Origin of the sequence: Pseudomonas sp. C1C7 (assembly GCF_013359595.1) — a bacterium.
Classification (GTDB): Bacteria; Pseudomonadota; Gammaproteobacteria; order Pseudomonadales; family Pseudomonadaceae; genus Aquipseudomonas.
Genome location: NZ_JABFMP010000026.1, coordinates 84,120 through 108,572 on the forward strand (window position 1 = coordinate 84,120; position 24,453 = coordinate 108,572).

At 63.6% G+C, this 24,453-nt stretch carries 18 protein-coding genes and 1 pseudogene; all 19 read right to left on the reverse strand.

What is annotated here, in order from left to right; all coding sequences use genetic code 11:
- Positions 1-7: 7 nt before the first annotated feature.
- On the reverse strand, positions 8-1,318 hold the full coding sequence (locus tag HNO86_RS20510) for an ABC transporter substrate-binding protein (protein WP_175378757.1): 1,311 nt from the start codon (positions 1,316-1,318) through the stop codon (positions 8-10).
- 87 nt (positions 1,319-1,405) lie between these two features.
- Positions 1,406-2,752 carry an outer membrane beta-barrel protein gene (locus tag HNO86_RS20515; protein ID WP_175378758.1) on the reverse strand — a complete coding sequence of 449 codons (1,347 nt, stop codon included), beginning with the start codon at positions 2,750-2,752 and terminating at the stop codon, positions 1,406-1,408.
- Positions 2,753-3,159: 407 nt separating this feature from the next.
- Positions 3,160-3,870 carry an NAD(P)H-dependent oxidoreductase gene (locus HNO86_RS20520; RefSeq protein ID WP_175378759.1) on the reverse strand — a complete coding sequence of 237 codons (711 nt, stop codon included), beginning with the start codon at positions 3,868-3,870 and terminating at the stop codon, positions 3,160-3,162.
- A 9-nt stretch (positions 3,871-3,879) separates the two neighbouring features.
- Positions 3,880-5,520: an ABC transporter ATP-binding protein gene (locus tag HNO86_RS20525; RefSeq protein ID WP_175378760.1), complete on the reverse strand. Its 1,641-nt coding sequence runs from the start codon at positions 5,518-5,520 to the stop codon at positions 3,880-3,882.
- 2 nt (positions 5,521-5,522) lie between these two features.
- The gene (locus HNO86_RS20530) at positions 5,523-6,350 is read right to left on the reverse strand and encodes an ABC transporter permease (RefSeq protein WP_175378761.1); all 828 of its coding nucleotides are present in this window, start codon (positions 6,348-6,350) and stop codon (positions 5,523-5,525) included.
- A 3-nt stretch (positions 6,351-6,353) separates the two neighbouring features.
- Entirely contained in the window at positions 6,354-7,313 is a 960-nt protein-coding gene (locus HNO86_RS20535; protein ID WP_175378762.1) for an ABC transporter permease subunit, read from the reverse strand.
- A gap of 156 nt (positions 7,314-7,469) precedes the next feature.
- Positions 7,470-9,071: an ABC transporter substrate-binding protein gene (locus tag HNO86_RS20540; protein WP_175378763.1), complete on the reverse strand. Its 1,602-nt coding sequence runs from the start codon at positions 9,069-9,071 to the stop codon at positions 7,470-7,472.
- Between the two features lie 110 nt (positions 9,072-9,181).
- Positions 9,182-10,597 (reverse strand): aldehyde dehydrogenase family protein, encoded by a 1,416-nt coding sequence (locus HNO86_RS20545; protein WP_175378764.1) that lies wholly within the window; start codon positions 10,595-10,597, stop codon positions 9,182-9,184.
- A complete protein-coding gene (locus HNO86_RS20550) occupies positions 10,590-11,780 on the reverse strand; it encodes a pyridoxal phosphate-dependent aminotransferase (RefSeq protein WP_175378765.1) in 1,191 nt (396 codons plus the stop codon). Before HNO86_RS20550 ends, HNO86_RS20545 begins: the two co-directional genes overlap by 8 nt.
- A 14-nt stretch (positions 11,781-11,794) precedes the next feature.
- Positions 11,795-13,402: a 5-guanidino-2-oxopentanoate decarboxylase gene (locus HNO86_RS20555; protein ID WP_175378766.1), complete on the reverse strand. Its 1,608-nt coding sequence runs from the start codon at positions 13,400-13,402 to the stop codon at positions 11,795-11,797.
- A 10-nt stretch (positions 13,403-13,412) separates the two neighbouring features.
- Positions 13,413-15,512 (reverse strand): acetate--CoA ligase family protein, encoded by a 2,100-nt coding sequence (locus HNO86_RS20560; protein ID WP_175378767.1) that lies wholly within the window; start codon positions 15,510-15,512, stop codon positions 13,413-13,415.
- Positions 15,513-15,530: 18 nt separating this feature from the next.
- Positions 15,531-16,691 carry an acyl-CoA dehydrogenase family protein gene (locus HNO86_RS20565; protein ID WP_175378768.1) on the reverse strand — a complete coding sequence of 387 codons (1,161 nt, stop codon included), beginning with the start codon at positions 16,689-16,691 and terminating at the stop codon, positions 15,531-15,533.
- Positions 16,692-16,735: 44 nt separating this feature from the next.
- Positions 16,736-17,527 carry an enoyl-CoA hydratase/isomerase family protein gene (locus HNO86_RS20570; RefSeq protein WP_175378769.1) on the reverse strand — a complete coding sequence of 264 codons (792 nt, stop codon included), beginning with the start codon at positions 17,525-17,527 and terminating at the stop codon, positions 16,736-16,738.
- Between the two features lie 418 nt (positions 17,528-17,945).
- A complete protein-coding gene (locus tag HNO86_RS20575) occupies positions 17,946-19,358 on the reverse strand; it encodes an amino acid permease (protein ID WP_175378770.1) in 1,413 nt (470 codons plus the stop codon).
- A 208-nt stretch (positions 19,359-19,566) separates the two neighbouring features.
- Entirely contained in the window at positions 19,567-21,819 is a 2,253-nt protein-coding gene (locus tag HNO86_RS20580; RefSeq protein WP_175378771.1) for an ATP-binding protein, read from the reverse strand.
- A complete protein-coding gene (locus HNO86_RS20585) occupies positions 21,816-22,598 on the reverse strand; it encodes an ABC transporter substrate-binding protein (RefSeq protein ID WP_175378772.1) in 783 nt (260 codons plus the stop codon). Before HNO86_RS20585 ends, HNO86_RS20580 begins: the two co-directional genes overlap by 4 nt.
- The gene (locus HNO86_RS20590) at positions 22,598-23,314 is read right to left on the reverse strand and encodes a response regulator (RefSeq protein WP_175378773.1); all 717 of its coding nucleotides are present in this window, start codon (positions 23,312-23,314) and stop codon (positions 22,598-22,600) included. The genes HNO86_RS20585 and HNO86_RS20590 overlap by 1 nt, the downstream gene beginning before the upstream one ends.
- Positions 23,315-23,406: 92 nt before the next feature.
- Entirely contained in the window at positions 23,407-24,054 is a 648-nt protein-coding gene (locus HNO86_RS20595) for a TetR family transcriptional regulator C-terminal domain-containing protein (protein ID WP_175378774.1), read from the reverse strand.
- A gap of 208 nt (positions 24,055-24,262) precedes the next feature.
- Positions 24,263-24,453, reverse strand: a pseudogene (locus HNO86_RS20600) (class II aldolase/adducin family protein); the annotation flags it as partial.

The window sequence follows — 24,453 nt, forward strand, 5'->3', positions numbered from 1 at the left end:
TGCCCGCTCAATAGGTAATCGCCTGCATCTCGCCGCCCAGAGGAATCGCCGGGGCGCTGGCATTGCTGGTGATCACCAGGTCGTATTTGCTGTCGCTGCCCAGGCGCCACTGGCCGCTGACCAGTGGCGTCTTGGCGACGTTCTTCACCGGCCCGCCGTTCCAGTTGATCGGCCCGACCACGGTGTTGAGGTTGGTCTTGAGCAAGGCATCGCGTACCGCATGGGCGTTGCCCACCTCTTCGGTGCGCTTGAGGATGTCCACCGCCAGCTCGAACAGCGCGTGGACGAAACCCAACGGCTGGGTCCATTGCTTGCCGGTGGCCTGGGTGAAACCCTGGGCGAGCTGGCCGGCGCTGGCACCGGTCAACGACGAGCTGAACGGGTGCGTGGGGCTCCACCAGATTTCCGTCGACAGGTTGTTGCCGGCCTTGCCCAGTGCCTCGACCGCCGTGGGGAACAGCAGCGCCTTGCCCACCGACACGGCCTTGGGCTTGAAGCCCTGCTGGCGCGCCTGGGTCCAGAAGGTGCTGAGGTCCGGCGGGATCACCACACCAGTGACCACCTCGACCTCGGCCTTTTTGAAGGCGGCAATCTGCGCGGAGAAATCGTCGGTCAGGCTCTGGAAGCGACCGGGGTCGACCAGTTGGAAACCCTTTTGCGCCAGCACCGGCGGGAAGCCGAGCTTCTGATCACCCCAGGCATTGCCGTCGCCATCGTTGGGAAACAGGCCGCCGACCACCTTGTTGGACGGCATCGCGCCCCACATCGCGGTGTAGGCGCCGATCACATCCTCCAGGCCCCAGAAGAAGTGGTAAGTCCACTCGAAACCCTGGTCCGGCTTGCCGCCACGGGTGAAGAACCACGGCTGCCACGGCGCGACCGTGGAGATGCAGGGGATCTCGTTGATCTCGCACTGGTCGGACACCGGGTTGGTGGTTTCCGGGGTCGAGGACACCAGCATCAGGTCGACCTGGTCCGACAGGATCAACTCGCTCGCCACCTCCGCCGCGCGGTTGGGGTTGGACTGGCTGTCCTTGACGATTACTTCCAGGCGATAGGCCTTGCCACCGATGTTGATGGAGTTCTTCAGCACCTGCTTGAGGGATTCGATGATGTAGTTATCGGCTGCGGCAAACGGCGCCAGCGGACCGGTCTGCGGGCTGACGTAGCCGAGCTTGATGACCCGTTCACCGCCGATGGCGAATCGCAACGGCAGGCTCGCCAGCGCCACGCCACCGGCGGCGACACCGGTGCCACGCAGGAATGCGCGACGGGAGAAATCGCGGCCAAACAGGTTTTTATCGTTGTTGTCAGTCATGTAAATACTCCAAAAGCCTGGACGAACGGGGTCGCCACGTGTGGCCGGGCCAGCACGCAGGGTCAGGGGTAATCGGGGGGAATCGGTTTAGAAGAACAGCGTGACGTCGAAGGACGCGACCACCTGCGAGTCCTTTTCCCCGTCGGCGTAGGCGTCGCGACCGGGGCCGGAGTGGATGTCGTAACGCAGTTCCGGACGCAGGCGCACGTTGGGTGACGGGGTCCAGGCCAGGTTGGTGGTGACGCCGTAGAAGCTGCCCCAGGTCGGGTCGGGGATGCCGGTGTTCGGGTCGATGTTGGCCATCATCACGTGCACCGGCGCGTCGGTGTAGAACCACTCGGCGCGGCTGTTCCACATGAGGTTTTCGCTGAGCTTGTGGTACCAGTTCAGATCGGTGCCGTACCAGGTGCCGTCCTGTTTGTTGGCGAACCCGGCGAAAGCGCCGTCCTTCTGCTTGCCGTAGTTCAGCTCCAGGGCCACGCGGTTGTTCGGATCGAGCACTTGCGACAGGGTCAGGTACGAGGCCAGACGCTTGAAATCGTCTTCCTTGGTGCCGGCCGGAATCGGCGAGCCGCAGCTGCATTCGGCAAAACTGTCGCCGGCGCCGTTGCCGTAGATGTTTTCCCAGTCGATCCAGGTGTTGAAATCCGCCGAGCGCCAGCGCAGGTTGGCGATTACGTCCGGGTCGTGGTTGGGATCCTGCAGGTTGTTCCAGCCCTGGACCACGCCCAGCTCGAAGCCGAGCATGCTTTCGCCAGGCGCCGATGGCAGTTTGAACGAGTACAGCGCACCGGCATGCTTGGCCGGGCCGTGCATGAAGGAATAGGTGTGGGAGTAGAAATCGGTGGGTGCCGGGGACGGCAAGGCGAAGCCGATTTCGTTTTCCAGCGGGGTGTGGAAGATGCCGATCATCAGGTCGGACCCGCCAAGCACCGGGAAGTAGAAATCGACGTAGGCCTGGGCGATGGTCAGCGCCGGGTCCTCAGGCTTGTTGTTGCGATTGGCGCTCAGGTCCTCGTCCCAGCCGTAGGTCTTGAAGTAGCGCGCGTCCTTGCCGTACAGCGTGGTCACGTTGAAACCCCAGTCGGCTTCCTGAGGCATCGGCCCCGGGAACGGCCCGACTCGCCCGACCACGTTGCTCTTGGGTTTCTTCTCCACGGCCAGGGCGAACTGATTGAGGTTCACGCCTTCGTCGGTATTGAAGAAACTCTGCTTGCTGACGTCATCCGTGCCGTTATTGTTATAGATCACACCCGCCTGGGCCCAACCATAGATCTTGATGCCGTGATCCCTTTCGAGGCTGTCGCCGAACACGCTGCGCACCAGCGACCCCATGGGATCGTCGGCCGCACCAGCCATCGAGGGAAACAAAACACCGGCACCCAGAACGGGGGCGAACAGGGTCGCTGCGCACACCCATGCACGAATATTCATATCTGCCTTCCTTATTTTTATTAGGCCGCCGAACACCATTCGATCGTTGGCAAATCGTGGTACTCGACGTGAAGGAGGCTACAAGCCAGCCCCTCCCCCAACAATTCCAATCTCGGCGACTTCAGTGTTTGCGTAATCAGAACAATGCGGGCGGGAATTACGTGCGTTGGATATCAAAAACTGTGGGAGCGGGCTTGCCCGCGATCACGGTAGGTCAGGCAAAGGAGATGTTGAAGCTGCTGGCCTCTTCGCAGGCAAGCCCGCTCCCACAGGGGACCTTCGGTGGATGCGGGATTTGCATTGAAACCCCGAAACCGTAGGAGCTGCCGAAGGCTGCGATCTTTTGATTCTGCTTTGAAAGATCAAAAGATCGCAGCCTCGTTTCACTCGACAGCTCCTGCAAAGGCTCAGGCCTTGGCAGGCAGTGGGTAGAGCTTGTCATCAAACTGCGACAACCTCGGAAAAACCAACGGCTGATCATCACTCAGATGCTGCAACCGCTGCGCGTAATCCTTGAGAAACGCCTGACGCGCTTCATCGCTGATATACGGCACATGCCAGGCCACGAACGGCTCCAGCACATCAAAACCGACATAGGCCAACGTCCCGCGCAGGATCGGGCGCAGCATGTCTTGCAGCGGGCCATGAATCGCGTCTTCGCCGAACATGTGCTCACGCCCGCCCAGGGTCACGGTTACCAGGGCCTTCTTGCCCGCCAGCCCGCCCTGATCGTAGAAGCGTTTGCCACCGTAGCAGATGCCCGAGACCAGTACACGGTCGATCCAGCCCTTGAGCATGGCAGGCGCCGAGAACCAGAAGATCGGGAAGTTGAGGATGACGAGGTCGGCCCAGAGCAGCTTGTCCAGTTCGCCCTGGATGTCTGCCGCCAGTGACTGGCTTTTCACGCCCAGGCGTTGTTCCAGCGCGTACACCAGGTAATCGGGGTTTTCCCGGGAGGAGAAGTCGGCGTCGCTGGCCACCGGGTTCCAGTTCATCTTGTACAGGTCACTGACCTGCACTTCGTGGCCCTGGGCTTCGAGGGTCGTCACGGCCTGGTCGCGCAGGGCTGCGGTGAAGGATTTTGGCTCGGGGTGAGCGTGGACGATCAGTACTTTCATGGTGATTCCTTAGACTTTTTCCAGCGTAGGGTTTGTATTCGTTGCGCGGCTGGCCAGCAGTTGGTCGAGCCAGTCCGGGTCCATTTGCGGTTCGGAGGAGAACAGCAGCCCGGTGTAATCCTGATGCGGCGGGGTGAAGATGGCGCTGCGCGAGCCGTGGTCCACCACCCTGCCCTTTTGCATCACCAGCACCTCATCGGCAATCGCCCGCACGGTGGCGACGTCGTGAGTGATGAACAGGTAAGCGACACCGAGTTGCTGCTGAATGCGGTTGAGCAGTTTCAATACGCCTTCGGCCACCAGTTGATCAAGGGCCGAGGTCACTTCGTCGCAGATGATCAGCTGCGGATCGGCCGCCAGTGCCCGGGCGATGCAGATCCGTTGTTTCTGTCCGCCGGACAATTCCCGGGGCTGGCGATCCATGTACTTCGCCGGGTCCAGCTCGATCATCTCCAGCAGCTCGGCCACCCGCGCACGCATCGCCTTGCCCTTGAGGCCCAGGTAGAACGTCAACGGCCGGCCGATGATATCGACGATGCGCTGGCGCGGATTGAGCGCGGTGTCGGGGATCTGGTAGATCATCTGGATGCGCCGCAATTGCTCCTTGCTGCGCTGACGAAAATCCGCCGGCAGCGGTTGGCCGTCGTACAGCACCTGGCCGTAGGTCGGCGGCAGCAGCCCGGTGATCAGCCGCGCCGTGGAGCTCTTGCCGCTGCCGGACTCGCCGATCACTGCCAGTGTCTGGCCGCGATAGAGCTTGAGCGAGACATCGTGCAGCACCGGTTGATCGCCGTAGCTGGCGCAGCTTTGACGCAGTTCCAGCAGCGGTTTTTCCTGCTGCGGGCACGGCTTGGGTTCGGTGCGGAAACTGCGCACCGCCCACAGCGACTTGGTGTAGTCCTCCTGGGGATCGCCGAGCATCTTGCGGGTCTCGGCCTCTTCCACCAGTTTGCCGTGGCGCAGGACCATGATGCGGTCGGCCATCTGCGCCACCACCGCCAGGTCGTGGCTGATGTAGATCGCGGCGCTGCCGTAGGTCGCCACGGCATCGCGGATCGCCGCCAGCACTTCGATCTGGGTGGTGACGTCCAGCGCAGTGGTCGGTTCGTCGAAGATGATCAAATCCGGGTGACAGGCCATGGCCATGGCGGTCATCACCCGTTGCAACTGCCCGCCGGAGACCTGATGCGGATACCGCTGACCGATCTTCTCGGGGTTGGGCAGACGCAGTACCCGATAAAGCTCTACCGCCTCGGCCATCGCCTGCTCGCGGCTCATGCCGCCGTTCTTCACCGCGGTTTCCACGTGCTGGTCGATCAGCCGATGGGCCGGGTTGAACGACGCCGCGGCACTTTGCGCAACGTAGGCGATGCGCAAGCCACGTAGCTGACGCAGGGCTTCAGGTTTGGCGTTGAGCAGGTCGATGCCGTCGAAATGCACAGAGCCGCCAGTGATGCGGCAACCGTCGCGGGTGTAGCCCATGGCCGACAGGCCGAGGGTCGACTTGCCCGCCCCGGACTCGCCGATCAGCCCCAGCACCTCGCCGCGCTGCAGGGTCAGGTCGATGCCCTTGATCAGCGGATGCCAGGCGTCCTCGTAGTGACCTTCGATGTGCAGGTTGCGGATTTCCAGCAAAGGTTTGGTCGTCATGTTCAGCACTCCTTGAGGCCGCTGGATTTGTGCAGCATCCAGTCGACGACGAAATTGACGCTCACGGTGATCAGGGCCACGGCCAGCGCCGGCAGCAGCGGGCTGATGTCGCCGAAGGTGATCAGCACGGCGTTGTCGCGCACCATGCTGCCCCAGTCGGCGGTCGGCGGTTGAATGCCCAGGCCGAGGAACGACAGCGCACTGATGAACAGGAACACGAAGCAGAAACGCAGGCCGAACTCGGCAATCAACGGCGCCGCGGCGTTGGGCAACACTTCGCGGGTGACCAGCCACCACAGGCCTTCACCGCGCAGGCGCGCGGCTTCGACGAAGTCCTGCACCACCACAGTCATCGCCACCGCCCTCGAAAGGCGAAACACCCGGGTCGCGTCCAGCAGCGCGATCACCAGCACCAGGGACACGGCGTTGGTGCCCACCACGCTGAGGATCAGCAAGGCGAAGATCAGTTGCGGAATCGCCATCAGGATGTCCACCACCCGCGACAGGCCCTGATCGATCGCGCCGCCCTTGATCGCCGCGATCAGGCCACTGAGGCCACCGAGCAGGAACGCCAGCAGTGTGGTCAGGAAGGCAATGCCCAGGGTGTTGCGCGCGCCGTAGACCAGACGGCTGAACATGTCGCGCCCCAGGTTGTCGGTGCCCAGCAAGAACTGCCCGCCCCACGGCGCGAAGCCCTCGCCCACCACCTGGGTTTCGCCGAACGGCGCCAGCACCGGCGCGAACACGGCCACCAGGATGTACAGCAGAATCACCAGCAGCCCGAATTTGGCGCTCAGCGGCGCCCGCAATAGTTGTTTGAACAGGCTCATGGCTTACCCCTTCGGATGCATCAGGCGCGGGTTGCTGGCAATCGACAGCACGTCGGCACTGGTATTGAGCAGGATGTAGGTCGCGGCGAAGATCAGGCTGCAGGCCTGCACCACCGGGATGTCGCGCTTGGCCACCGAGTCCACCAGCAACTGGCCCAGGCCCGGATAGACGAACACCACCTCGACCACCACCACGCCGACCACCAGGTACGCCAGGTTCAGCGCCACCACGTTGACGATGGGCGCCAGGGCGTTGGGCAAGGCGTGGCGGAAGATGATCCGCGATTGGCTGATGCCCTTGAGCCGGGCCATTTCGATGTACGGGCTGGCCAGCAGGTTGATCAGGGAGGCGCGGGTCATGCGCATCATCTGGGCGATCACCACCAGGCTGAGGGTGGCGACGGGCAGCACCGAGCGCTGCAGCACCTCACCGAGGGACGCGTCCGGCGACAGGTTGGAAATGCTCGGGAACCAGTTGAGTTTTACGGCGAACACCAGGATCAGGATGTAGGCGACGAAGAACTCGGGGAACGACACCGCACTCAGGGCCGAGGTGTTGAGCAGGCGATCGAACCAGCTGTTGCGATACAGCGCCGCGAGCATCCCCAGCAGCAAAGCCAGCGGCACCGAGATCAGCGCGGCGAGCAGCGCCAGGCTGAAGGTGTTGCCCAGCCGCGTACCGACCAGTTCGGCGATGGGCCGCTGGTTGGCCAGCGACATGCCCAGGTCACCGTGCAACAGTTGCCAGATCCAGTGCCCGAAGCGGGTCAGCGGCGGCAGGTCCAGGCCCAGTTGCGCCCGGTAGGCGGCCACGGTTTCCGGGGTGGCGGCCTGGCCGAGCATGGCTTGGGCGATATCGCCCGGGAGCATGCCGACCGCGAGAAAAATGATCACTGACACCGCGAAAAGCGATAACAGCCCCAATGCCAGACGTTGAAGTAGCAGCTTGAAAATACTGTTCACTGCGTAGTTCCTTAAATGGGCACATCTTTGAAGACTGCAATTCCCTACTGTGGGAGTAAGCTTTCCCTCATGCCAGTCAGCCAAGCCGAACACAAATGTGTCACTTACTGGCTGGCATAAGCTCCCACAGGGATCTTCATCGTTTTTTACTGAGGCTTACGCCTGCCACCAACGCTCGATCACCCGCAACCCGTCCAGCTCGCCATACGGCGCGGTCTGGCCGCCGTGGGCGACGCGGTTGGAGCGTGCGGCCACGGAGCTGGCGAACAGCGGCACGATCGCGCCGCCGTCATCCCGGCACAGGGCCTGCATTTCGTTGTACATCTCGCGGCGCAGCGGGTCGTTCATTTCGCCGCGGGCGGCGTTGAGCAGCTGGTTGAAGCGCGGGTTGTCCCAGTGGGTTTCGTTCCAGGCCGCGCCCTTGGCGTAGCCGATGCTGAACATGCGGTCGGCGGTCAGGCTGCTGTACCAGAACGAGGTGGTGAACGGCTGCTTCATCCAGACGTTGGAGAAGAACCCGTCCGCCGGTTCGCGCACCACCTCGATGTCGATCCCGGCGGCGCGGGCCTGCTCCTTGAACAGCACCGAGGCGTCCACCGCGCCGGTGTACGCCGCATCGGACGCCTGCAGGCGCACCTTGAGGGAATCCAGGCCGGCCTGTTTCAGGTAGAAACGCGACTTGTCCGGATCGTAGGTGCGCTGCTCCAGCGCCGTGTTGATGAAGCGGCTGCCCGGCTGGATCGGGTGGTCGTTGCCCACCAGGCCGTAGCCGTGCAGCACCGAGGCCAGCAGGGTTTCTCGGTTGATCGCGTGCTTCATCGCCAGGCGCACGTCGTTGTTGGCGAACACCTGGCTGTCGGTGAGCATCGGGAAGGTGTAGTGCTGGGCGCCCTTGGTTTCTTCGATCGCCAGGTTCGGGTTTCGCTTGAGCAGCGCCACGGTCTTGAGGTCGACCTTGTTGATCACATCCACTTGCCCGGTGACCAGCGCGTTGACCCGCGCGGCGCCGTCGGCGATGGCGATCAGCTCGGCGCTGGCGAAGTGCGCACGCCCGGGCTTCCAGTAGTCCGGGCTGCGTTCCAGGGTCATGCGCACGCCCGGCTCGAAGTCCTTGAGACGATAGCCACCGGTGCCGACGCCGGCCTGCCAGTCCGGGGTGCCGTCCTTGCCTGGCATGATCACCAGATGGTAATCGGCGACCACATAGGAGAAGTCGGCGTTGCCCGAATGCAGTTCGAACACCACGCTGTCGCTGCCATTGGCGCTAACCTTGGCCACATCGCCCAGCACGGTTTTCGCCGCCGAGGTGGATTTTTCCCCCAGGTGATGCTGGATCGAAGCCACCACGTCACCGGCGTCCAGGGTCTTGCCGTTGTGGAAGGTCACGCCCTGACGCAGCTTGAAGGTCCAGACCCGCGCGTCCGGCGTCGAGGTCCAGCTTTCAGCCAGTTCGGGAATCGCAGTGCCGTCGACGGCGATTTCGGTGAGGGTGTTATAGACCGCCGAGAAGCCGACAAAGGTGAAGGTGTCGGCCCAGGAACCCGGGTCCTTGGAGTCGGTGGTGCTGCCCCCAGCCAGACCCAGGCGCAATACGCCGCCAGCCTTGGGCGTGGCTTCCTGGGCGAAAGCGCCCAGCGGCAGGCCCATGGAAAATGCGCCGGCCACTGCCGCCGCCGCCGCGCTGTACTTGAGGAAATCCCGACGCGGGAAGCCCAGTTCGTGGTTCGCTTGAGTAATCTTGTTTTTGTTATCGCTCATTGCCTTGCCCCTGATAGATCGCTAATGGAATTCCAGTTCTGCAGCTTTATCAAAACCACGCAAAGCACCGGGCCTGGGCCCGGTGCGTTCCAACCTTGAATCGCCAGACGTCACACCTGAATCGCCTTCACTTCGACGAATTCGTTGAGTCCCTCTTCCCCCCACTCCCGACCGTTGCCGGACTGTTTGTAGCCGCCGAACGGCGCCTGATAGTTGAACGCCGCGCCATTGAGGAAGCACTGGCCGGCCCGCAACTGACGACCCAATTGCAAGGCCCGCTCGGTGCTGCCGGCCCAGACGCCGCTGGACAGACCAAACGGCGAGTCGTTGGCGATCTCGATGGCCTGGGCCTCATCCTCGTAAGGGATCAGGCACAGCACCGGGCCGAAGATCTCTTCCTGGGCGATGCGCATGCTGTTGTCGACGTCGGCGAACAGCGTCGGGCTGACGTAGTAGCCTCGTTCGAAGTCAGCCGTCGACTCGCCGCCGCACAGCAGGCGTGCGCCCTCTTCCTGACCGATCCGGATGTAGTCGAGCACGGTGCGGCGCTGCCCTTCGGAACACATCGGGCCGAGGAAACTCTGCGGGTCCAGCGGATCGCCCATCTTCAGGCTCAGGGTTTCTTGCAGCGCAATCTCCACCGCCTCGGCGTAACGACTGGCCGGCAGCAGCATGCGGGTCAGCGCGGTGCAGGTCTGCCCGGAGTTGATCATCACGTCCTGCACGCCATAGCGCACGGCGGCGTCCAGATCGGCGTCCTCGGCAATCAGCAGCGCCGACTTGCCGCCCAATTCCAGGCACACGCGCTTGACCGAAGGCGCCGCAGCCTGGGAGACCCGCACCCCGGCACCGGTGGAGCCGGTGAACGACACCATGTCCACGTCCGGGTGTTTGGCCAGGGCTTCGCCGACTTTCGAGCCCGGTCCGCTGACCAGGTTGAACACCCCGGCAGGCAGCCCGATGTCTTCGATCATCTGCGCCAGCAGGAACGCGTGCAGCGGCGTGTCCTGGCTCGGCTTGACCACCACCGTGCAACCGGCCGCCAATGCCGGGGCGAGCTTGCCGATCAGTTGATGCAGCGGGTAGTTCCACGGATTGATGAACGCGCAGACGCCCACCGCTTCGCGAATCACCAGCGAGTTGCCGACTTCGCGCACTTCGTCCATCACGCCGGCCAGTTCGATGTATTGCTCAAGGCCGACAATGGGCCCGTCGACCTGCACCGAACGCGACCACTGCACCGGCATGCCCAGTTCGCTGGTGATCACCGCGGCCATTTCATCGGCGCGGGTTTTCAGTTGTTCAGCCAAGGCGCGGATGTAGCCGGCACGCACGCTGGACGGCGTGCGCGACCACGAGGCGAACGCCTTGCGCGCTGCCGCCACGGCGTTGTCGACGTCGCGTTCATCACCCAGCGGCACGCTGCCGGCCACTTCTTCGGTGGCCGGGTTGATCACCTGGGCGACACCTTTGCCCGACGGGGTTTGCCAGCGACCATCGATATACAGAGCGGTGTAATCAAGCATCTACCACAGCCTCCATCAATTCTTCAGCACAACGGGCGATGCGCTGGCAGGCGTCGCGCAACGGCGCGGCCCCCACCACCAGCCCGAGTCGGATATGACCGGCCGCGCTCGGCCCGAAGGCTTCGCCGGCCAACACGGAAACACCGTGGCGATCGAGCAGGCGGTCGGCGAACGCCTGGGCGCTGAGCCCGGTTTCGCGGATATCGACCATCACGAACATGCCGCCATCGGGCTTGAGGGCACGGATTGCTGGGCAATCGGCCAGGCTTTCGCAGACCAGATCGCGGCGCTGGCGATAGGCTTCGCGCATGGCGTCCAGTTCCGGCAGATTGCTTTCCAGCGCGACCACGGCGGCGTCCTGGACGAAGTCCGGCGAGCCATAGAGCATGCACAGCGCCAGGTTTTCCAGGTGCGCGGCCAACGACGGCGGCGCCACCACCCAGCCGACGCGCCAGCCGGTCATGGCGTGGGATTTGGACAGGCTGTTGAGGGTCGCGGTGCGCTCGGCCATGCCCGGCAGGCTCGCCGGACTCACGTGCTCGCCTTCGAACAGCAGCTCGCTGTAGACCTCATCGGAAATCAGCCACAGGTCATGGGCGATGCACAGTTCTGCCAAGGCCTGCCAGGTGCTGCGCGGCAGGCTCGCGCCGGACGGGTTGTGCGGGCTGTTCAGGGCCAGGGCGCGAGTACGCGGGGTGATGCGCGCGGCGACGTCTTCGGGCATGACCCGAAAGCCGTTTTCCGAACGCACCGGCACCGGAACCACCACGGCACCGCAGGCACCGAAAACCGCTTCGTAGGTGACGTACATCGGCTCGGCGACGATCACTTCATCGCCCGGGTTGAGCACGCACTGGGCCACGCTGAACAGCGCGCATTGTGCGCCGGCCAGTACGGTCACCTCATCCGCCGAAACCTGTTGCCCACTGCGCTGGGAATGGCGCTTGGCGATGGCCTCGCGCAAGGCACGCTTGCCGCGCACCTCGGCGTAATGAGTGTTGCCGGACAACAGGCTGTCGATAGCGCCCTGCACGATCGGTTGCGGGGTGTCGAAATCCGGGTCGCCCACGGACAGCAACAGGATGTCCTCGCCCTGCTCGCGCTTGGCCAGCGCGCGGTAGTGAATATCCCAGGCCGCGGCGCCGTCACCGGCGATACGCTGGGTCAGATCGGAAAAACGCATGGTCTATTCCCCCTTCACTGCGCGCAGGCGTGCTTGAGTTCGATCAGGGTCACACCGTTGCGCTTGAAGCCGTTGCGCAGGTCGGTTTGCAGCTCGGCCAGGCTTTGCGGCTGGGTCACGGTGCAACCGAAGGCACGGGCCAGGCCGGCGAAGTCCGGGTTGCGCGGCAGCACGCCGATGGGCTCGATATCCAGGCCGAGCATGTCGTCGCGGATCTGCCCCAGGGCATCGTTGTTCCACAGCAGCACCACCAGCGGGCTGTCCAGTTCTTCGACGGCGGTTGCCAGTTCCTGCGCGGTGTAGAGGAAACCGCCGTCCCCCACCAGCACCAGGCCCGGACGCTGCGGCGCGCCGAACTTGGCGCCGATGCCGGCTGGCAGACCGTAGCCCAGGGTGCCGTAGCCGGTCGGGTGCAGCCAGCTGCGTGGCGCCAGCGAATCGAAGGCATAGTTGCCGGTGTAGGCCAGCTGGGTCATGTCGGTGCTGATGAAGGCATCGGCCGGCAGTTCGGCGGCGATGCGCGAAAGAATCGCCTGATGGATCGACTGCAACGGGCCGTGACCGCTCTTCACCGCGTCACGCAGGGCCGCAACCCTGGCGACTGCCGCGCTGGCGTCGCGCACCTCTGGCGACAGGCGCTCGAGCAAGGCGGCCAGGGTCTGTTGCGCATCGCCTTGCAGGGCAACGGCGCATGGGTAGAAGTCGTTGAACTTGCGCGAGTCGATGTCCACCCGCAGCACTTCACCATTGACTGGTAGACGCTCGCGCCAGAAATCGGTGTCGGCCATTTCGGTACCGACCGCCAGCACCACATCGGCTTCGGCGATCAGGTTCCAGCCGGGCTCGACGCACAGGGACGAACCGGCGTTCAGCGGCGCGTCCGGCGGCAGCAGGCCCTTGCCGGCGACGCTGGTGAACAGCGGCGCAGCCAGACGAGTGCTGAGCTCCTGCAACTGCGCAGCGGCATTCAGCGCGCCACCACCGGCGATGATCATCGGGCGTTTGGCGGCGTGCAGCCTGGCAACGGCTTCGTCCAACACAGAGGCAGCAGGCGTACCGCGCCCCGGACGACGCACCACTTCATTGCTCCAGTCACGGGCCACCGGCGCCGCCAGTACGTCCAGCGGCACGGAAATGTGCACCGGACGCGGACGCTCGCTGTCGAACACCGCGTAGGCACGGGCGATCAGCTCAGGCAGATCTTCCGCCGTCAGGGCCACCGCCGAGAACGCGGTGATCGGCGCGGTCATGGCGCGCTGGTCCTGGCATTCGTGCAGGATGCCCCAGCCCTTGCCCAGGCTGGCGGTGTGGTTGACGCTGGAAATCACCAGCATCGGGATCGAGTCGGCGTAGGCCTGGCCGATGCCGGTGGCGGCGTTGGTCACGCCGGGACCGGTGATGACGAAGCACACGCCGGGCTTGCCGCTGACCCGGGCATAGCCGTCGGCCATGAAGCTGGCGCCCTGCTCGTGACGGGTCAGTACGTGGCGAATGCCGCTGCCGGGCAAGCCGCGATAGAGCTCCAGGGTATGCACGCCGGGAATGCCGAACACGGTGTCGACGCCGTAGTTGGCCAGCAGACGCACCAGCGCCTGGCCACCGGTCAAGGTTTTGTTTTGCATGTTCAGGTCCTCACGCATGGCCGAGGCGAATCAACGCATCGACCGCGGTCGTGCCTTCGGCACCGACCAACAATGGGTTCACATCCAGTTCCAGCAACTGCGCGGCGTTTTCGCAGGCGTAGTCGGCGACCGCACGAATCGCGCTCACCAGCGAATCGAGATCCGCTGCTTCGCGCCCACGGAAACCTTGCAGCAGCGCGGCGCTGCGCAGGCTCAGCAAGGCCTGGCGGATGGCGCCGTCGGTGGTCGGCAGCAGCAGGCTGCGACTGTCCTTGAGCAACTCCACCAGAATGCCGCCGGCGCCGATCACCAGGGCCAGGCCGAAATCGTTTTCACGCTTGATGCCGACAATCAGCTCGGCCAGCGGTGGCTTGGCCATCGGCTCCAGCAGCAGTTGATCGAAGGCCACGTCCGGCGCGTAGGCCTTGATGCTGGCGCGCATTTTTTCCAGCGCGGCAGTCAGCGCGGCGTCGTCCTTGAGGTTCAGCGCCACGGCGCCGGCTTCGGTCTTGTGCGGCAACTGTGCGCTGACCGCCTTGAGCACCAGCGGGTAGCCGAGCTTTTGCGCATCCTTCAATGCATGGGCCGGACTGCTCAGCACACCGTTTGGCGTCGGCAGGCCGAACTCGCGCAGGGCCTGTTTCGAATCCCATTCGTTAAGCAACTCGCCTTCGCCTGCAAGCGCTTGCGGGCAGAGCGGCACCAGTGCCGATTCACCCAGCGCCAACAGCGCCTGACGCTTGCGCTGGTAACCGGCGATGCGGCCCCAGGCAGCCAGGCCGTCCTCGACACCCTGCAAGGCCGCGACGCCCTGGACGTGCAGACGCTCACGGGCATGCGGTGGCAGCAGTTCCGGGAAGGCCGAGGTGACGAAACCGGTTTTGCCATGGCGCTCCAGCGCCTTGCAGTACAGGTCCAGCAGCAGGTCGCATTCCTTGCGCTCGCCGGTGAACTGCGCCGGGTAGTCGAGCACCAGCATCGCCGCGTCGGCTTCGGTGCGCAGGGCGGTGTCGAGCATGGTGTTCAACGCTTCGCCGTCGCCCCAGATCGCTGTGGTGAAGTCCAGCGGGTTGACCAGGTTGGCGTAGCTCGGCAGCACGGTTGCAAGCTCAGCGACCTGTCCGTTGTCCAGCTTGGGCAGCGTCAGGCCGTTGCGTTCGCAATAGTCGGCAATCAGCCCGGCGTCGCCACCGGAACAGGCCAGCGCGATCAGGCTGTCACCCGCCGGCAGGTTGCCGCAGGCCGCCGCTTTCAGGGTTTCGACGAAGCTCACCGGGCCGCTGACGCGGATCACTCCGAGGCGGTCGAACAGCGCGTCGTACAAGGCATCGGAACCGGACAGCGAACTGGTGTGACTCAGGGCCAGTTCGGCGCCGATCTGCGAGACGCCGGTTTTCAGGGCGATGATCGGGATGCCCTTCTCCAGCGCCTTGTGCGCGGCGCGGGCGAAACCCGGCACGTTCTTCAAGCCTTCCATGTGCAGGCCGATGGCGGTGACCCGTGGCTCATCGAGCAACACGTCCATCAGTTCCGCCACGCCCAGTTGCGCCTGATTGCCCACCGACGCCATGTAGGCCACCGGCAGCGAACGGTCGCTCATGGACAGGTTGTAGGCGAAGTTGCCGCTCTGGGTCAGTACCGCCACGCCCTTCTCCACCGCCTTGCCGCCATGCGCCACCGGCCACAACGCGGAGCTGTGCAGGTAGTCCAGCAAGCCGTAGCAGTTGGGGCCGAGCAAGGCCATGTCGCCGGCCGCATCCAGCAGCTGGCGTTGCAGGGCCTGGCCCTCGGCGCCGACTTCGGCGAAACCGGAGGCGTAGCAGATGGCGCCGCCGGTGCCGATGGCGGCCAGTTCGGCGACGCAGGTCAGGGTCAGCTCACGGTTGGTGGCAATGAACACCGCGTCCGGCCCGCAAGGCAAGTCGGCGATGTTGCGCACGCACGGCACGCCTTCGAGGCTGTCGTGCTGCGGATTGACCAGCCACATTTGCCCCTGGTAGCCACCCTCGGCACAGCGTTTGAGGGCGCGGGCCATGCTGCGGCCGCCGACGAACGCCACGTGCTGGGGCGCGAGCATGCGTTTGAGGTTGTCACGAATCGATTGCGACATGGGAATTCTCCGGACGGATCAGCGCAGCAGCGGCCGCAGCAGTTCGCGGGAAATGATGTGGCGCTGGATTTCCGAGGTGCCTTCCCAGATCCGCTCGATCCGCGCGTTACGCCAGATGCGCTCCACCGGACCTTCGTCCATCAGGCCCATGCCGCCGAAGATCTGCACCGCCTCATCGGCCGCGCGACCCAGCACTTCACTGGCGAACAGCTTGGCCATACCGGCCTCGCCGTCGGTCATGGTGCCCTGATCCATTTTCCAGGCGGTGTGCAGGGTCAGCAGCTCGGCGGCGCGAATCTGCGTGGCCATGTCGGCCAGCTTGAACGACACGCCCTGGTAGCTGCCGATGGGCTGGCCGAACTGCTTGCGGTCGGCGGCCCATTGCAGCGACACGTCCAGCGCCCGTTGCGCCTGGCCGACGCAGTTGGCGGCGACCATCACCCGGCCGGCGGTCAGCCAGGCGTTGGCCACTTCCCAACCCTTGTCGACTTCGCCCAGCACCTTGGAGGCCGGTACGCGGCAGTCGTCGAAGAACATTTCGAAGGTGTGGTAGCCACGGTTGCTCACGCACTTCGGCCCACGGCGGATGGTCATACCCGGGGTGTTGCGATCGACCAGGAACGAGGTCACGGCGTTGCGTTTGCGGCCGTTGTGCTCGTAGGTGTCGGTCACGGCGAAGACGATGGCGAAATCGGCGTGGCCGGCATGGCTGATGAAGTGCTTGCTGCCGTTGAGAATGAAGTCGTCACCGTCACGCACGGCGCGGGTCTTGATCGCGTTGGCATCGGAACCGGCGCCCGGTTCGGTGAGGGCGAAGCAGTCGATTTTCTCGCCCTGGATGCACGGCAGCAGGTAGTCGTTGATCTGGTCGCCCTTGCAGGCCATGAGAATTTTCGAAGGGCGTGCGACGAACACGTGCAGCGCCCAGGAAACCTTGGACAGCTCACGCTCGATAAGCGCCTGGGACAGATAGTCCAGACCGCCACCGCCCACTTCTTCGGGCATGTTGAAGGCGTAGAAACCGGCGGCGATGGCCTTGCCGCGAATCTGCGCCGCCAGTTCCGGGGAGACTTCGTCGGCACGGTCGACTTCATCTTCATAGGGCAGCAGTTCTTTTTCGACAAAACTGCGTACCGAGTCCACCAACATTTCTTGTTCTTGGGTCAGTTGGAAATTCATGGTGCTACCTGTTGTTCGTGTGCTGATGGAGGGATGTCGCTGGATTAGCGGCCGATGAAGCGCGGCGCGCGTTTTTCCATGGCGGCGCGCAGGGCTTCGTTGCCGTCTTCGCTACGACCGCACAACAGGCCGGCGGCGAGTTCAGCCTTCAGTTGTTCCGGCAGACTGCGGTCGGCGCCTTCGCGCATGAGTTTCTTGGTCTGGGCAAAGGCGAAGGTCGGGCCGGCGGCCAGGCGTGTGGCCAGTTCGCTGGCGACGCTGTGCAGTTGCTCGTCGGCGCAGACTTCGCTGACCAGGCCGGCGGCCAGGGCACGATCGGCGCCCCACAGTTCGTCGAGGAACAGCAGCCGCTTGGCGTGTTCGCTGCCGATCAGGCGTGGCAGGTGCCAGCTGGCGCCGGCGTCCGGCGAGTAGCCCATGCTGGTGTAGCCGGCCTTGAAGCGCGCCGATTGCGCGGCGATGCGCAGGTCGCAGCACAAGGTCAGGTCCATACCCCCGCCGACGGCGGTGCCGTTGATGGCGGCGATGGTCGGTTTGTCCAGGCTGTGCAATCGGGTCATCAGGGCGTGGGCGGTTTCGGTCCAGCCATAGCTCTCCAGCGCGCCCCGGGCTTGGGCAGCGGCCCACTCGTCCAGGTCCGCACCGGCACAGAAGCTGCGTCCACTGCCGGTCAGCACCACGACGCGAACCGCTGGGTCGGCGTTATAGGCATCGAGCAGTTCGTGGATTTTTTTAAGCGTCGGAATGTCCAGCGCATTGCGCTGGGCGGTGCGATTAAGGGTGATCCAGGCAACGCCTGCTTCGACCTGACTGAGCAGAGAATCGTGAGTAGTCATGCGAGTCCTCGAATTATTTTGATTGGTCTGAGGTGTTGCGACTTGAGGCCATACTAAACGAGTGTTCAGCAAGACGGCAATTGGGGGATGAAATAGCCTGTAACAGGCACAGAAATTGTTTATGTGATTGTTTTATATGGAATATTTTTTGATATTCGGGAGGGCTTCGTTGGCGCTGTTACAACTTCGAACAACTGCCGACAGACGGGCGCATGACCTGCAGGAGCAAGGCTTGCCCGCGAAGGCGATTTCGAAGACGTCTTCGCGGGCAAGCCTTGCTCCTACGGGGTTTTGTGGACGACAGAGAAACAAATGTGGGAGCTGCCGAAGGCTGCGATCTTTTGATCTTGCTTTTAAAAGATCGCAGCCTCGTTTCACTCGACAGCTCCTACACAGGGGGACTGTTTGGAGGAGCAATTCAGGCGCTCGGCAAGCTCGGCGCCAACACCGCTTCGCGTTTGCGATGGAACAGGAAGTACACGCCATAGCACAGCGCAATAAACCCAAAGCCCCAATACAACGAAGGCCGTTGCGTCTCATCCAGCGCCAGGAACACGAACAGCGAACAGCACAGTGCAATGCACGTCAACGGCAACACCGGGAACCACGGGGCGCGGTATTTCAGGTCGCTGAGTTTGCCGCCATCACGCAGGTACGCCTTGCGGAATTTGTACTGCGCCAGGGCGATGACAATCCAGGTCACGGTGCCGGCCATGCCGCTCACCGCCATCAGCACCATGAACAGGGTGTCCGCCGCAACAAAGCTGGTCAGCAGCGACACCAGGGCAAAGCACAGGGTGATGCTCAGGGCACGCAACGGCACGCCGCGCTTGCTCAATGGCGACAGGCTTTTCGGCGCCATGCCGGTTTTCGACATCGCCCACAGGATGCGGGTCGAGGCGTAGAGGCCGGAGTTGCCCACGGACAGGATCGCCGTGAGGATCACGAAGTTCATCAGGTCCGCGGCGTAAGGAATGCCGACCATGTCGAACACCTGCACGAACGGACTCTCCATCAGCCCCGCCTGCTGCCACGGCACGATCGCCGACAGCACGACAATCGCCAACACGTAGAAAATCAGCACGCGGAACACCACGTTGCGCACGGCACGCGGAATGCTCTTTTCCGGCTGATCGGTTTCACCGGCCGCCACGCCCATGATCTCGCAGCCCTGGAAGGCGTAGACCACGGTCATCATCACCGCGAACACCGCCGACAACCCGTTGGGGAACAGCGAATCACCAATCAGGTTGTCGGCCATCGGCGCCGGCGCGCCACTGGTCAACGGCATCACCCCGAAGATCACCAGCACCCCCACCACGATAAACCCGAGAATCGCCGCCACCTTGATCCCCGAGAACCAGTATTCGGCCTCGCCGAACGCGCGGGTCGCCAGGGCATTGAGGCCGAACAGCACCACCACGAAGAACGCCGACCAGTACCAGATCGGCACCGTCGGAAACCAGCGGGTCATCAGCATTCCGGCGGCGGTGAACTCGAGACCCACAGTGGTGGCCCAGCTCATCCAGTACACCCAGCCGATCATGAAGCCGGTGGCCGGGCCGATGAATTTGGTGGCGTGGGTCTGGAACGAACCGGATACCGGCATCTGCACCGACAGTTCGCCCAGGCAGACCATCACCAGGTACATCAGCAAACCGGCGACCAGATAGGCCAGGACCGCCCCCAGCGGGCCGCCCTGATTGATGGTCACGCCCGAGCCCATGAACAGCCCGGTGCCGATGACGCCACCCAGAGACAGCATGAAAATGTGCCGGCTTTTCAGGGCGCGGGTCAGGTGGATGCCTTTGCGATCAGTGTTGTCGTTCATGTCGGCACCTCAACATTCAGAGAGGTGCGAGGCGCATGACAGGAGGTCACGGCGCAGGGAAGGAGCAGCTTTACGGCGGATCATTATTATTATCTCCAATAAGCTTCGAAGACCGCGCTGCGGCGGTTGCGTCGATTATTGGAAAGCCATGTAAGTTGCCGTTGAACGTAAAGTTCGCAGTTGTAGAAGGTTGTAACAAAAATGTATTTCAGCGTTGCAGCAGGTCTTCGAGGATTTGCAACGCCCGCTGGATCTGCGCCTGAACGGTCGGCGCCAACCCACGGATTGCCGGCCCATCGTTGCCCAGTGCCGCGCTTTCCAGCCTTCTCAACACCTCAGCCAGCCCGCGAAAGCCAAGGGAATCGCCACTGCCGGCCAGCCGGTGCGCCAGTTGCGCAACTTCCGTGCAATCGTCAGCCTCGATCGCCTCGTTCAGTGCCTCGCGGTGCTGCAGGATCGAGTCTCGCAACACCGTCAGCAGCCCTTGCACTTTCTGTTCGCCGAGCAAGGTGCGATGGGTTTGCAGCAGCTGCCAGTCCATGGTCCCGCCCGCTTGCAGGGGCTCCTTGACCGTGGCCTGCCCCGCCAGCACCTGGCGCAGGCTTTCCAGCTTCAACGGCTTGGCGAGAATGCCGTCCATGCCGGCGTCCAGATAACCGCGCACCAGCGCCGGCTGGACACTGGCGGTCAGCGCGATCATCGGTGTCTGGCGATTCGGCCCAACGCTTGCGCGTAACCGGCGGCACAACTCGACACCACTCATGCCCGGCAAGTGCACATCCAGCAGAATCAGGTCGAACACCTGAGCGGCGCACTGCTGCAACGCCTGTTCCGCGTCTTCGGCCAGCCACACCCGATGCCCCTCCCGTTGCAACAGCCCCTCGGCCACTTCGCGATTGAGCGCCACATCCTCGACCACCAGAATGTCCAGCGCCCCGCCCGCCGTACTGACCGGTGTCTGCTCGATGACCTCGCCCGCCGGTTGCAACGTCAATTCGAACCAGAAACAACTGCCGCGCCCGACCTCGCTGCTGACGCCGATGCTGCCGCCCATGTACTCCACCAGGTGTTTGCAGATCGCCAACCCCAGGCCGGTGCCGCCAAAGCGCTGGGCGATTTCTTCGCTGGCCTGGGTGAAGCGCTCGAAAATCTTCGCCTGCATCTCAGGGGTAATGCCGATGCCGTTGTCCGTAACACTGACCCGCAAATGCTGCCCTTCAGATTGCGCGAGCAAAGCCACTTCGACACTGACTTCGCCGTCCTGGGTGAACTTGATCGCATTGGCCAACAGGTTGCTGAGGATCTGCCGCAGAAATTGCTCGGCGCCGTGATGACGCGCCGCCACCCGCTCATCGACGCGGCACAGCAGGATGGTGTCGTTGGTGAGCGCCTTGGGCTCGAGCAGGGTCAGCACTTCGTCGAGCAACTGGCGAAGCGAGAAGTCCACCGGCTCGGGCAGGCTCGCGCCCTCCTCCAGTTTCGCGAAAAACAGCACTTCGTTGAGGATGCTCAGCAGCCCTTCGCCGGCCTTGTGCAAGGCGTCCAGACGCTTGCTGTCCTGCGGGTTCAAACTGGCGCCGCGCAGTAATTCGGCCATGCCGAGAATGCCGTTGAGCGGCGTGCGCAACTCGTGGCTCATGGTCGCCAGGAACCGTGATTTGGCGTGGTTGGCCGCTTCGGCTTCCTCCTTGGCACGCATCAGGCTGGCGGTGCGTCGCTCGACCATCCGTTGCAGTTCGTCGCGGTTGTCCTGCAAGGCCAGGCGATCGCATTCCCGGCGGTCGATGTCGCTGAGGATCGCCCGGCGCATGTCGTCCAGAGCGTGGGCCACGGTGTCAATTTCGTCTTTATGTGCGCTGCGTCGCTTGTCCAGAATCAATGGTTCATGCCATTGACCGACTGCAATGCGCCGGGCGAATTCGGCCATGACTTTCAGATGACGGGTGACCAGACGATAGAACAGCCCCGACAGCGCCACCGCCAGGCCACAGAGAAACGCGCCCATCCACAACAGGCTGGTCAGGCCGCTGGCGTACAGGCGTTGATGGACCGCACCCAGATCGGTGCTGACCTCCAGCTCGCCAAGTTGGCGCAACGGCCCGGATGGCGGCTGGTAATCCAGGGCAAAGCGCTCGATGCGCAACGGCCCGATGGGGGCCGGATTGCCTTGCACCAGATCGTAATCGGCGCTGGTCAGGTGCACCCGCGCCACATCGGAAAAATCCACCAGGCCGCGCAACTGCACGTTCAACTGCTCCTGGTTCAGATCCCACAGGCTGCGTTCCAGGCTCGCCAGATAGCCGGCGCGGATCAGCTCCATGCGCGAGTCGATGTCGCGCATTTCCCGGCGATATTCGATGTACAGCTGCACGCTGCTGGCGAGCACGGTGAAGCACAGGCTGAACAACAGAATGAACAGCAGCAGGCGCCGCAGCAGACCACCGGGACGGGCGCGGATCATCGTTCGTTCGCCGGCAGGTTGATCATGTCGCGATAGGTCACTTCGCTTTCATCGAGCTGGCGCTCGATGTCACCGGCGTCCGCCATGCGCTGCAATTGCGCGTTGATCTGCGGCATGTGCGCGGCCAGCGGCGAAAGACGGGAAACCGCAACTCGCAGATAGTCGACGCTCAGGGCATTGGGCAAGGCGACGATGTCCTGGGCACCGGGCAGGTTTTCCACGTACAGCTGGCCGGTGCGGCGTTCCTGGGTGATGAAGTCGATGCGTCCGCGGATCAGCTTGCCGAAGTTCTGCCGACTGTCCGAGACCCATTCGATGTTGTTGTTCTGCGCCACCATGCGATCGAACTCCGGGCCGTAGCTTTCACCGAACAACAGGCCGCCGCGGTAATGGGCCAGGTCTTCGAGTTTCTCGAATTTCACCGGGCGCTGGCGATTGATGAACAACGCCACTTCCTCGCGGAGCACCGGCACCGTGGAAAACAGCATGCTGCGCTCGCGCTCCGGACTGCTGTAGGCCAGCACTACGTCGACCCGGCCTTCGGCGGCATCGAGCAGGCAGCGTTTCCAGTTGCCCAGCACCACGATCTCGACCTCGTAGCCCAATTCGCCGAACAGTTTCTTCACCACGCTCGGCGCCAGGCCACGAACCTGCTTGCCGTCGCTCCAGGAAATCGGCGGGTAGACCGGATAATCGCAGTAGCGCACTTTCTCTGCCGCAACGGCGCATTGGCTGGCGACCAGCGCCAGCAGCAGCCAGAGCAGTCGCCGCACCGCCATCACGCCGCCAGGCTGGCCGTGAACAGGTAGCCGGCGCCGTGGATGGTGATGATCAATTGCGGTTCGGCGGGATCGTCGTGCAGCTTGCGGCGCAAGCGGCCCACCAGCACGTCGATGGAGCGGTCGTTGGGCACCCATTCGCGGTTGCGGATCTGGTCCATCAACTGATCGCGGCTGAGGGTGTGGCCACTGTTGCGCAGGAACACGCTGAGCAGCTGGTACTCGCCGTGGGTCAGCAGGGTTTCGCCGCCGGCCGGATCGATCAGGCGGCGGCGATCGGTGTCCAGCGCCCAGTCGGCGAACTGCTTGACCGGTTTGGCGACCGTGGCCACCGGTTGCGGCGATTGCGCGTGGCGCACCCGGCGAATCAGGTTCTTCGCCCGGGACACCAGTTCACGGGGATTGAGGGGTTTGATCACGTAGTCGTCGGCACCGCATTCCAGGCCGACGATGCGGTCGATTTCATCGTTGCGCCCGGTGATCAGGATGATCCCCACTTCCGAACGCACCCGCAGTTCGCGGGTCAGGGTCAGTCCGTCCTTGCCCGGCAGGCGGATGTCGAGCATGACCAGGTCCACGGCCTGGCTGGCCAGGAAGGTTTCGGCCAGTTCCGCCGTTGCGGCGCAATGAACGTCGTAACCTTCCTGGGAAAGGTAGGCGTGCAACAGATCGCGAATCAGCGGATCGTCGTCGACGATCAGTACCCGAGGAGTCATTGCTGGGTGTCCTGCACAGGCCCGAAGGCGTATTTCTTATTAGAGTGTTTTGCTGCATCAAGGATTGAGAGTATCGATAGCTGAACAGTCGATCAACAGCTGCTCGTCTGCACGCAGAAACGCTGGCGGCCGCCGGCCTGCAAACCATCGACCCAGGCTTCGCAAATCTGGATGCCCTGCTCCGGGGTGAAGGTGCCGGGGTTCAGGCCCAGCTCCAGCCACAGGCCGTCGAGCAAGGCGCTGAGGCTGATCGCGGCGAGATCGGCATCGAAGTTTTCCCAGTCCTCTTCCGCTGCCAGGTCCTTCAGCACCTTGCTCAAGATGTCGCGGTATTCGCCGTAGGAATCATCGTGGGCCTTGTTGATCGCCTCGGCGGTTTTCACCGCGCCCCAGAACGCCAGCCAGGCGTCGATCAGCTGCGGATCGAGCAGTTCGGCGGAGAAGGAACCGCGGAAAAACGCCGACAGGCGCTCGCGGGCATTGGGTGCGGCCTGCTCCATGGCGTCGCGCAGCAGGGTCATGACCCGGCTGGTGATCGACATGTAGGCCTCGGCCACCAGTTCGTCCTTGCCGGAATAGTGATGACTGATCAGCCCCACCGACACCCCGGCCTCGGCGGAAATCTTGCGAATCGAAGCGCCCTGGAAGCCATGCCGCTTGAGACACACCAGCGTCGCCTCGATCAGATTGGCCTTGCGCAACTCCGGTTCCATGCGGGAAAAACGGGCTTCCTGATTCATGGCGACATGCTCCTGGGTTCAGTCGTTGGGCTCGGGATTTCATGGCGAGCTGAACGACTGTACAGCAAGAGTGAACATCGAGTACACCCGAGCACAGTGGTTGTCTGAAACACCGCCTTCGCGGGCAAGCCTCGCTCCTACGGGATTGGCGATTGAACACCGATCCCCTGTAGGAGCTGCCGAAGGCTGCTCCTACAGGGGGATTGGGTTAGTTTCGGTAATCGGGGGCTACTCGGTCCAGCAACCGCAACATCGCCGCCCAGGCCAATTGCATCGCATCCGGATCACTCAGCTCACCGTCATCCAACGGCCGGCCCGGATCATTGAACTGCCGCTCGGTGTGTTCACACACCTCAGCCGGCGGCAGCACCAACTCCCCGGCAGCCTGCGCGGCCAGCT

Excerpts from the sequence above, each read along its gene's own strand:
- HNO86_RS20585 (WP_175378772.1), bottom strand. The coding sequence starts at position 22,598 with ATGGCGGTGCGGCGACTGCTCTGGCTGCTGCTGGCGCTGGTCGCCAGC.
- HNO86_RS20560 (WP_175378767.1), bottom strand. The coding sequence starts at position 15,512 with ATGTCGCAATCGATTCGTGACAACCTCAAACGCATGCTCGCGCCCCAG.
- HNO86_RS20595 (WP_175378774.1), bottom strand. The coding sequence starts at position 24,054 with ATGAATCAGGAAGCCCGTTTTTCCCGCATGGAACCGGAGTTGCGCAAG.
- HNO86_RS20590 (WP_175378773.1), bottom strand. The coding sequence starts at position 23,314 with ATGACTCCTCGGGTACTGATCGTCGACGACGATCCGCTGATTCGCGAT.
- HNO86_RS20550 (WP_175378765.1), bottom strand. The coding sequence starts at position 11,780 with ATGCGTTTTTCCGATCTGACCCAGCGTATCGCCGGTGACGGCGCCGCG.
- HNO86_RS20580 (WP_175378771.1), bottom strand. The coding sequence starts at position 21,819 with ATGATCCGCGCCCGTCCCGGTGGTCTGCTGCGGCGCCTGCTGCTGTTC.
- HNO86_RS20555 (WP_175378766.1), bottom strand. The coding sequence starts at position 13,402 with ATGCAAAACAAAACCTTGACCGGTGGCCAGGCGCTGGTGCGTCTGCTG.
- HNO86_RS20545 (WP_175378764.1), bottom strand. The coding sequence starts at position 10,597 with ATGCTTGATTACACCGCTCTGTATATCGATGGTCGCTGGCAAACCCCG.
- HNO86_RS20525 (WP_175378760.1), bottom strand. The coding sequence starts at position 5,520 with ATGACGACCAAACCTTTGCTGGAAATCCGCAACCTGCACATCGAAGGT.
- HNO86_RS20530 (WP_175378761.1), bottom strand. The coding sequence starts at position 6,350 with ATGAGCCTGTTCAAACAACTATTGCGGGCGCCGCTGAGCGCCAAATTC.
- HNO86_RS20575 (WP_175378770.1), bottom strand. The coding sequence starts at position 19,358 with ATGAACGACAACACTGATCGCAAAGGCATCCACCTGACCCGCGCCCTG.
- HNO86_RS20570 (WP_175378769.1), bottom strand. The coding sequence starts at position 17,527 with ATGACTACTCACGATTCTCTGCTCAGTCAGGTCGAAGCAGGCGTTGCC.
- HNO86_RS20515 (WP_175378758.1), bottom strand. The coding sequence starts at position 2,752 with ATGAATATTCGTGCATGGGTGTGCGCAGCGACCCTGTTCGCCCCCGTT.
- HNO86_RS20565 (WP_175378768.1), bottom strand. The coding sequence starts at position 16,691 with ATGAATTTCCAACTGACCCAAGAACAAGAAATGTTGGTGGACTCGGTA.
- HNO86_RS20520 (WP_175378759.1), bottom strand. The coding sequence starts at position 3,870 with ATGAAAGTACTGATCGTCCACGCTCACCCCGAGCCAAAATCCTTCACC.
- HNO86_RS20540 (WP_175378763.1), bottom strand. The coding sequence starts at position 9,071 with ATGAGCGATAACAAAAACAAGATTACTCAAGCGAACCACGAACTGGGC.
- HNO86_RS20510 (WP_175378757.1), bottom strand. The coding sequence starts at position 1,318 with ATGACTGACAACAACGATAAAAACCTGTTTGGCCGCGATTTCTCCCGT.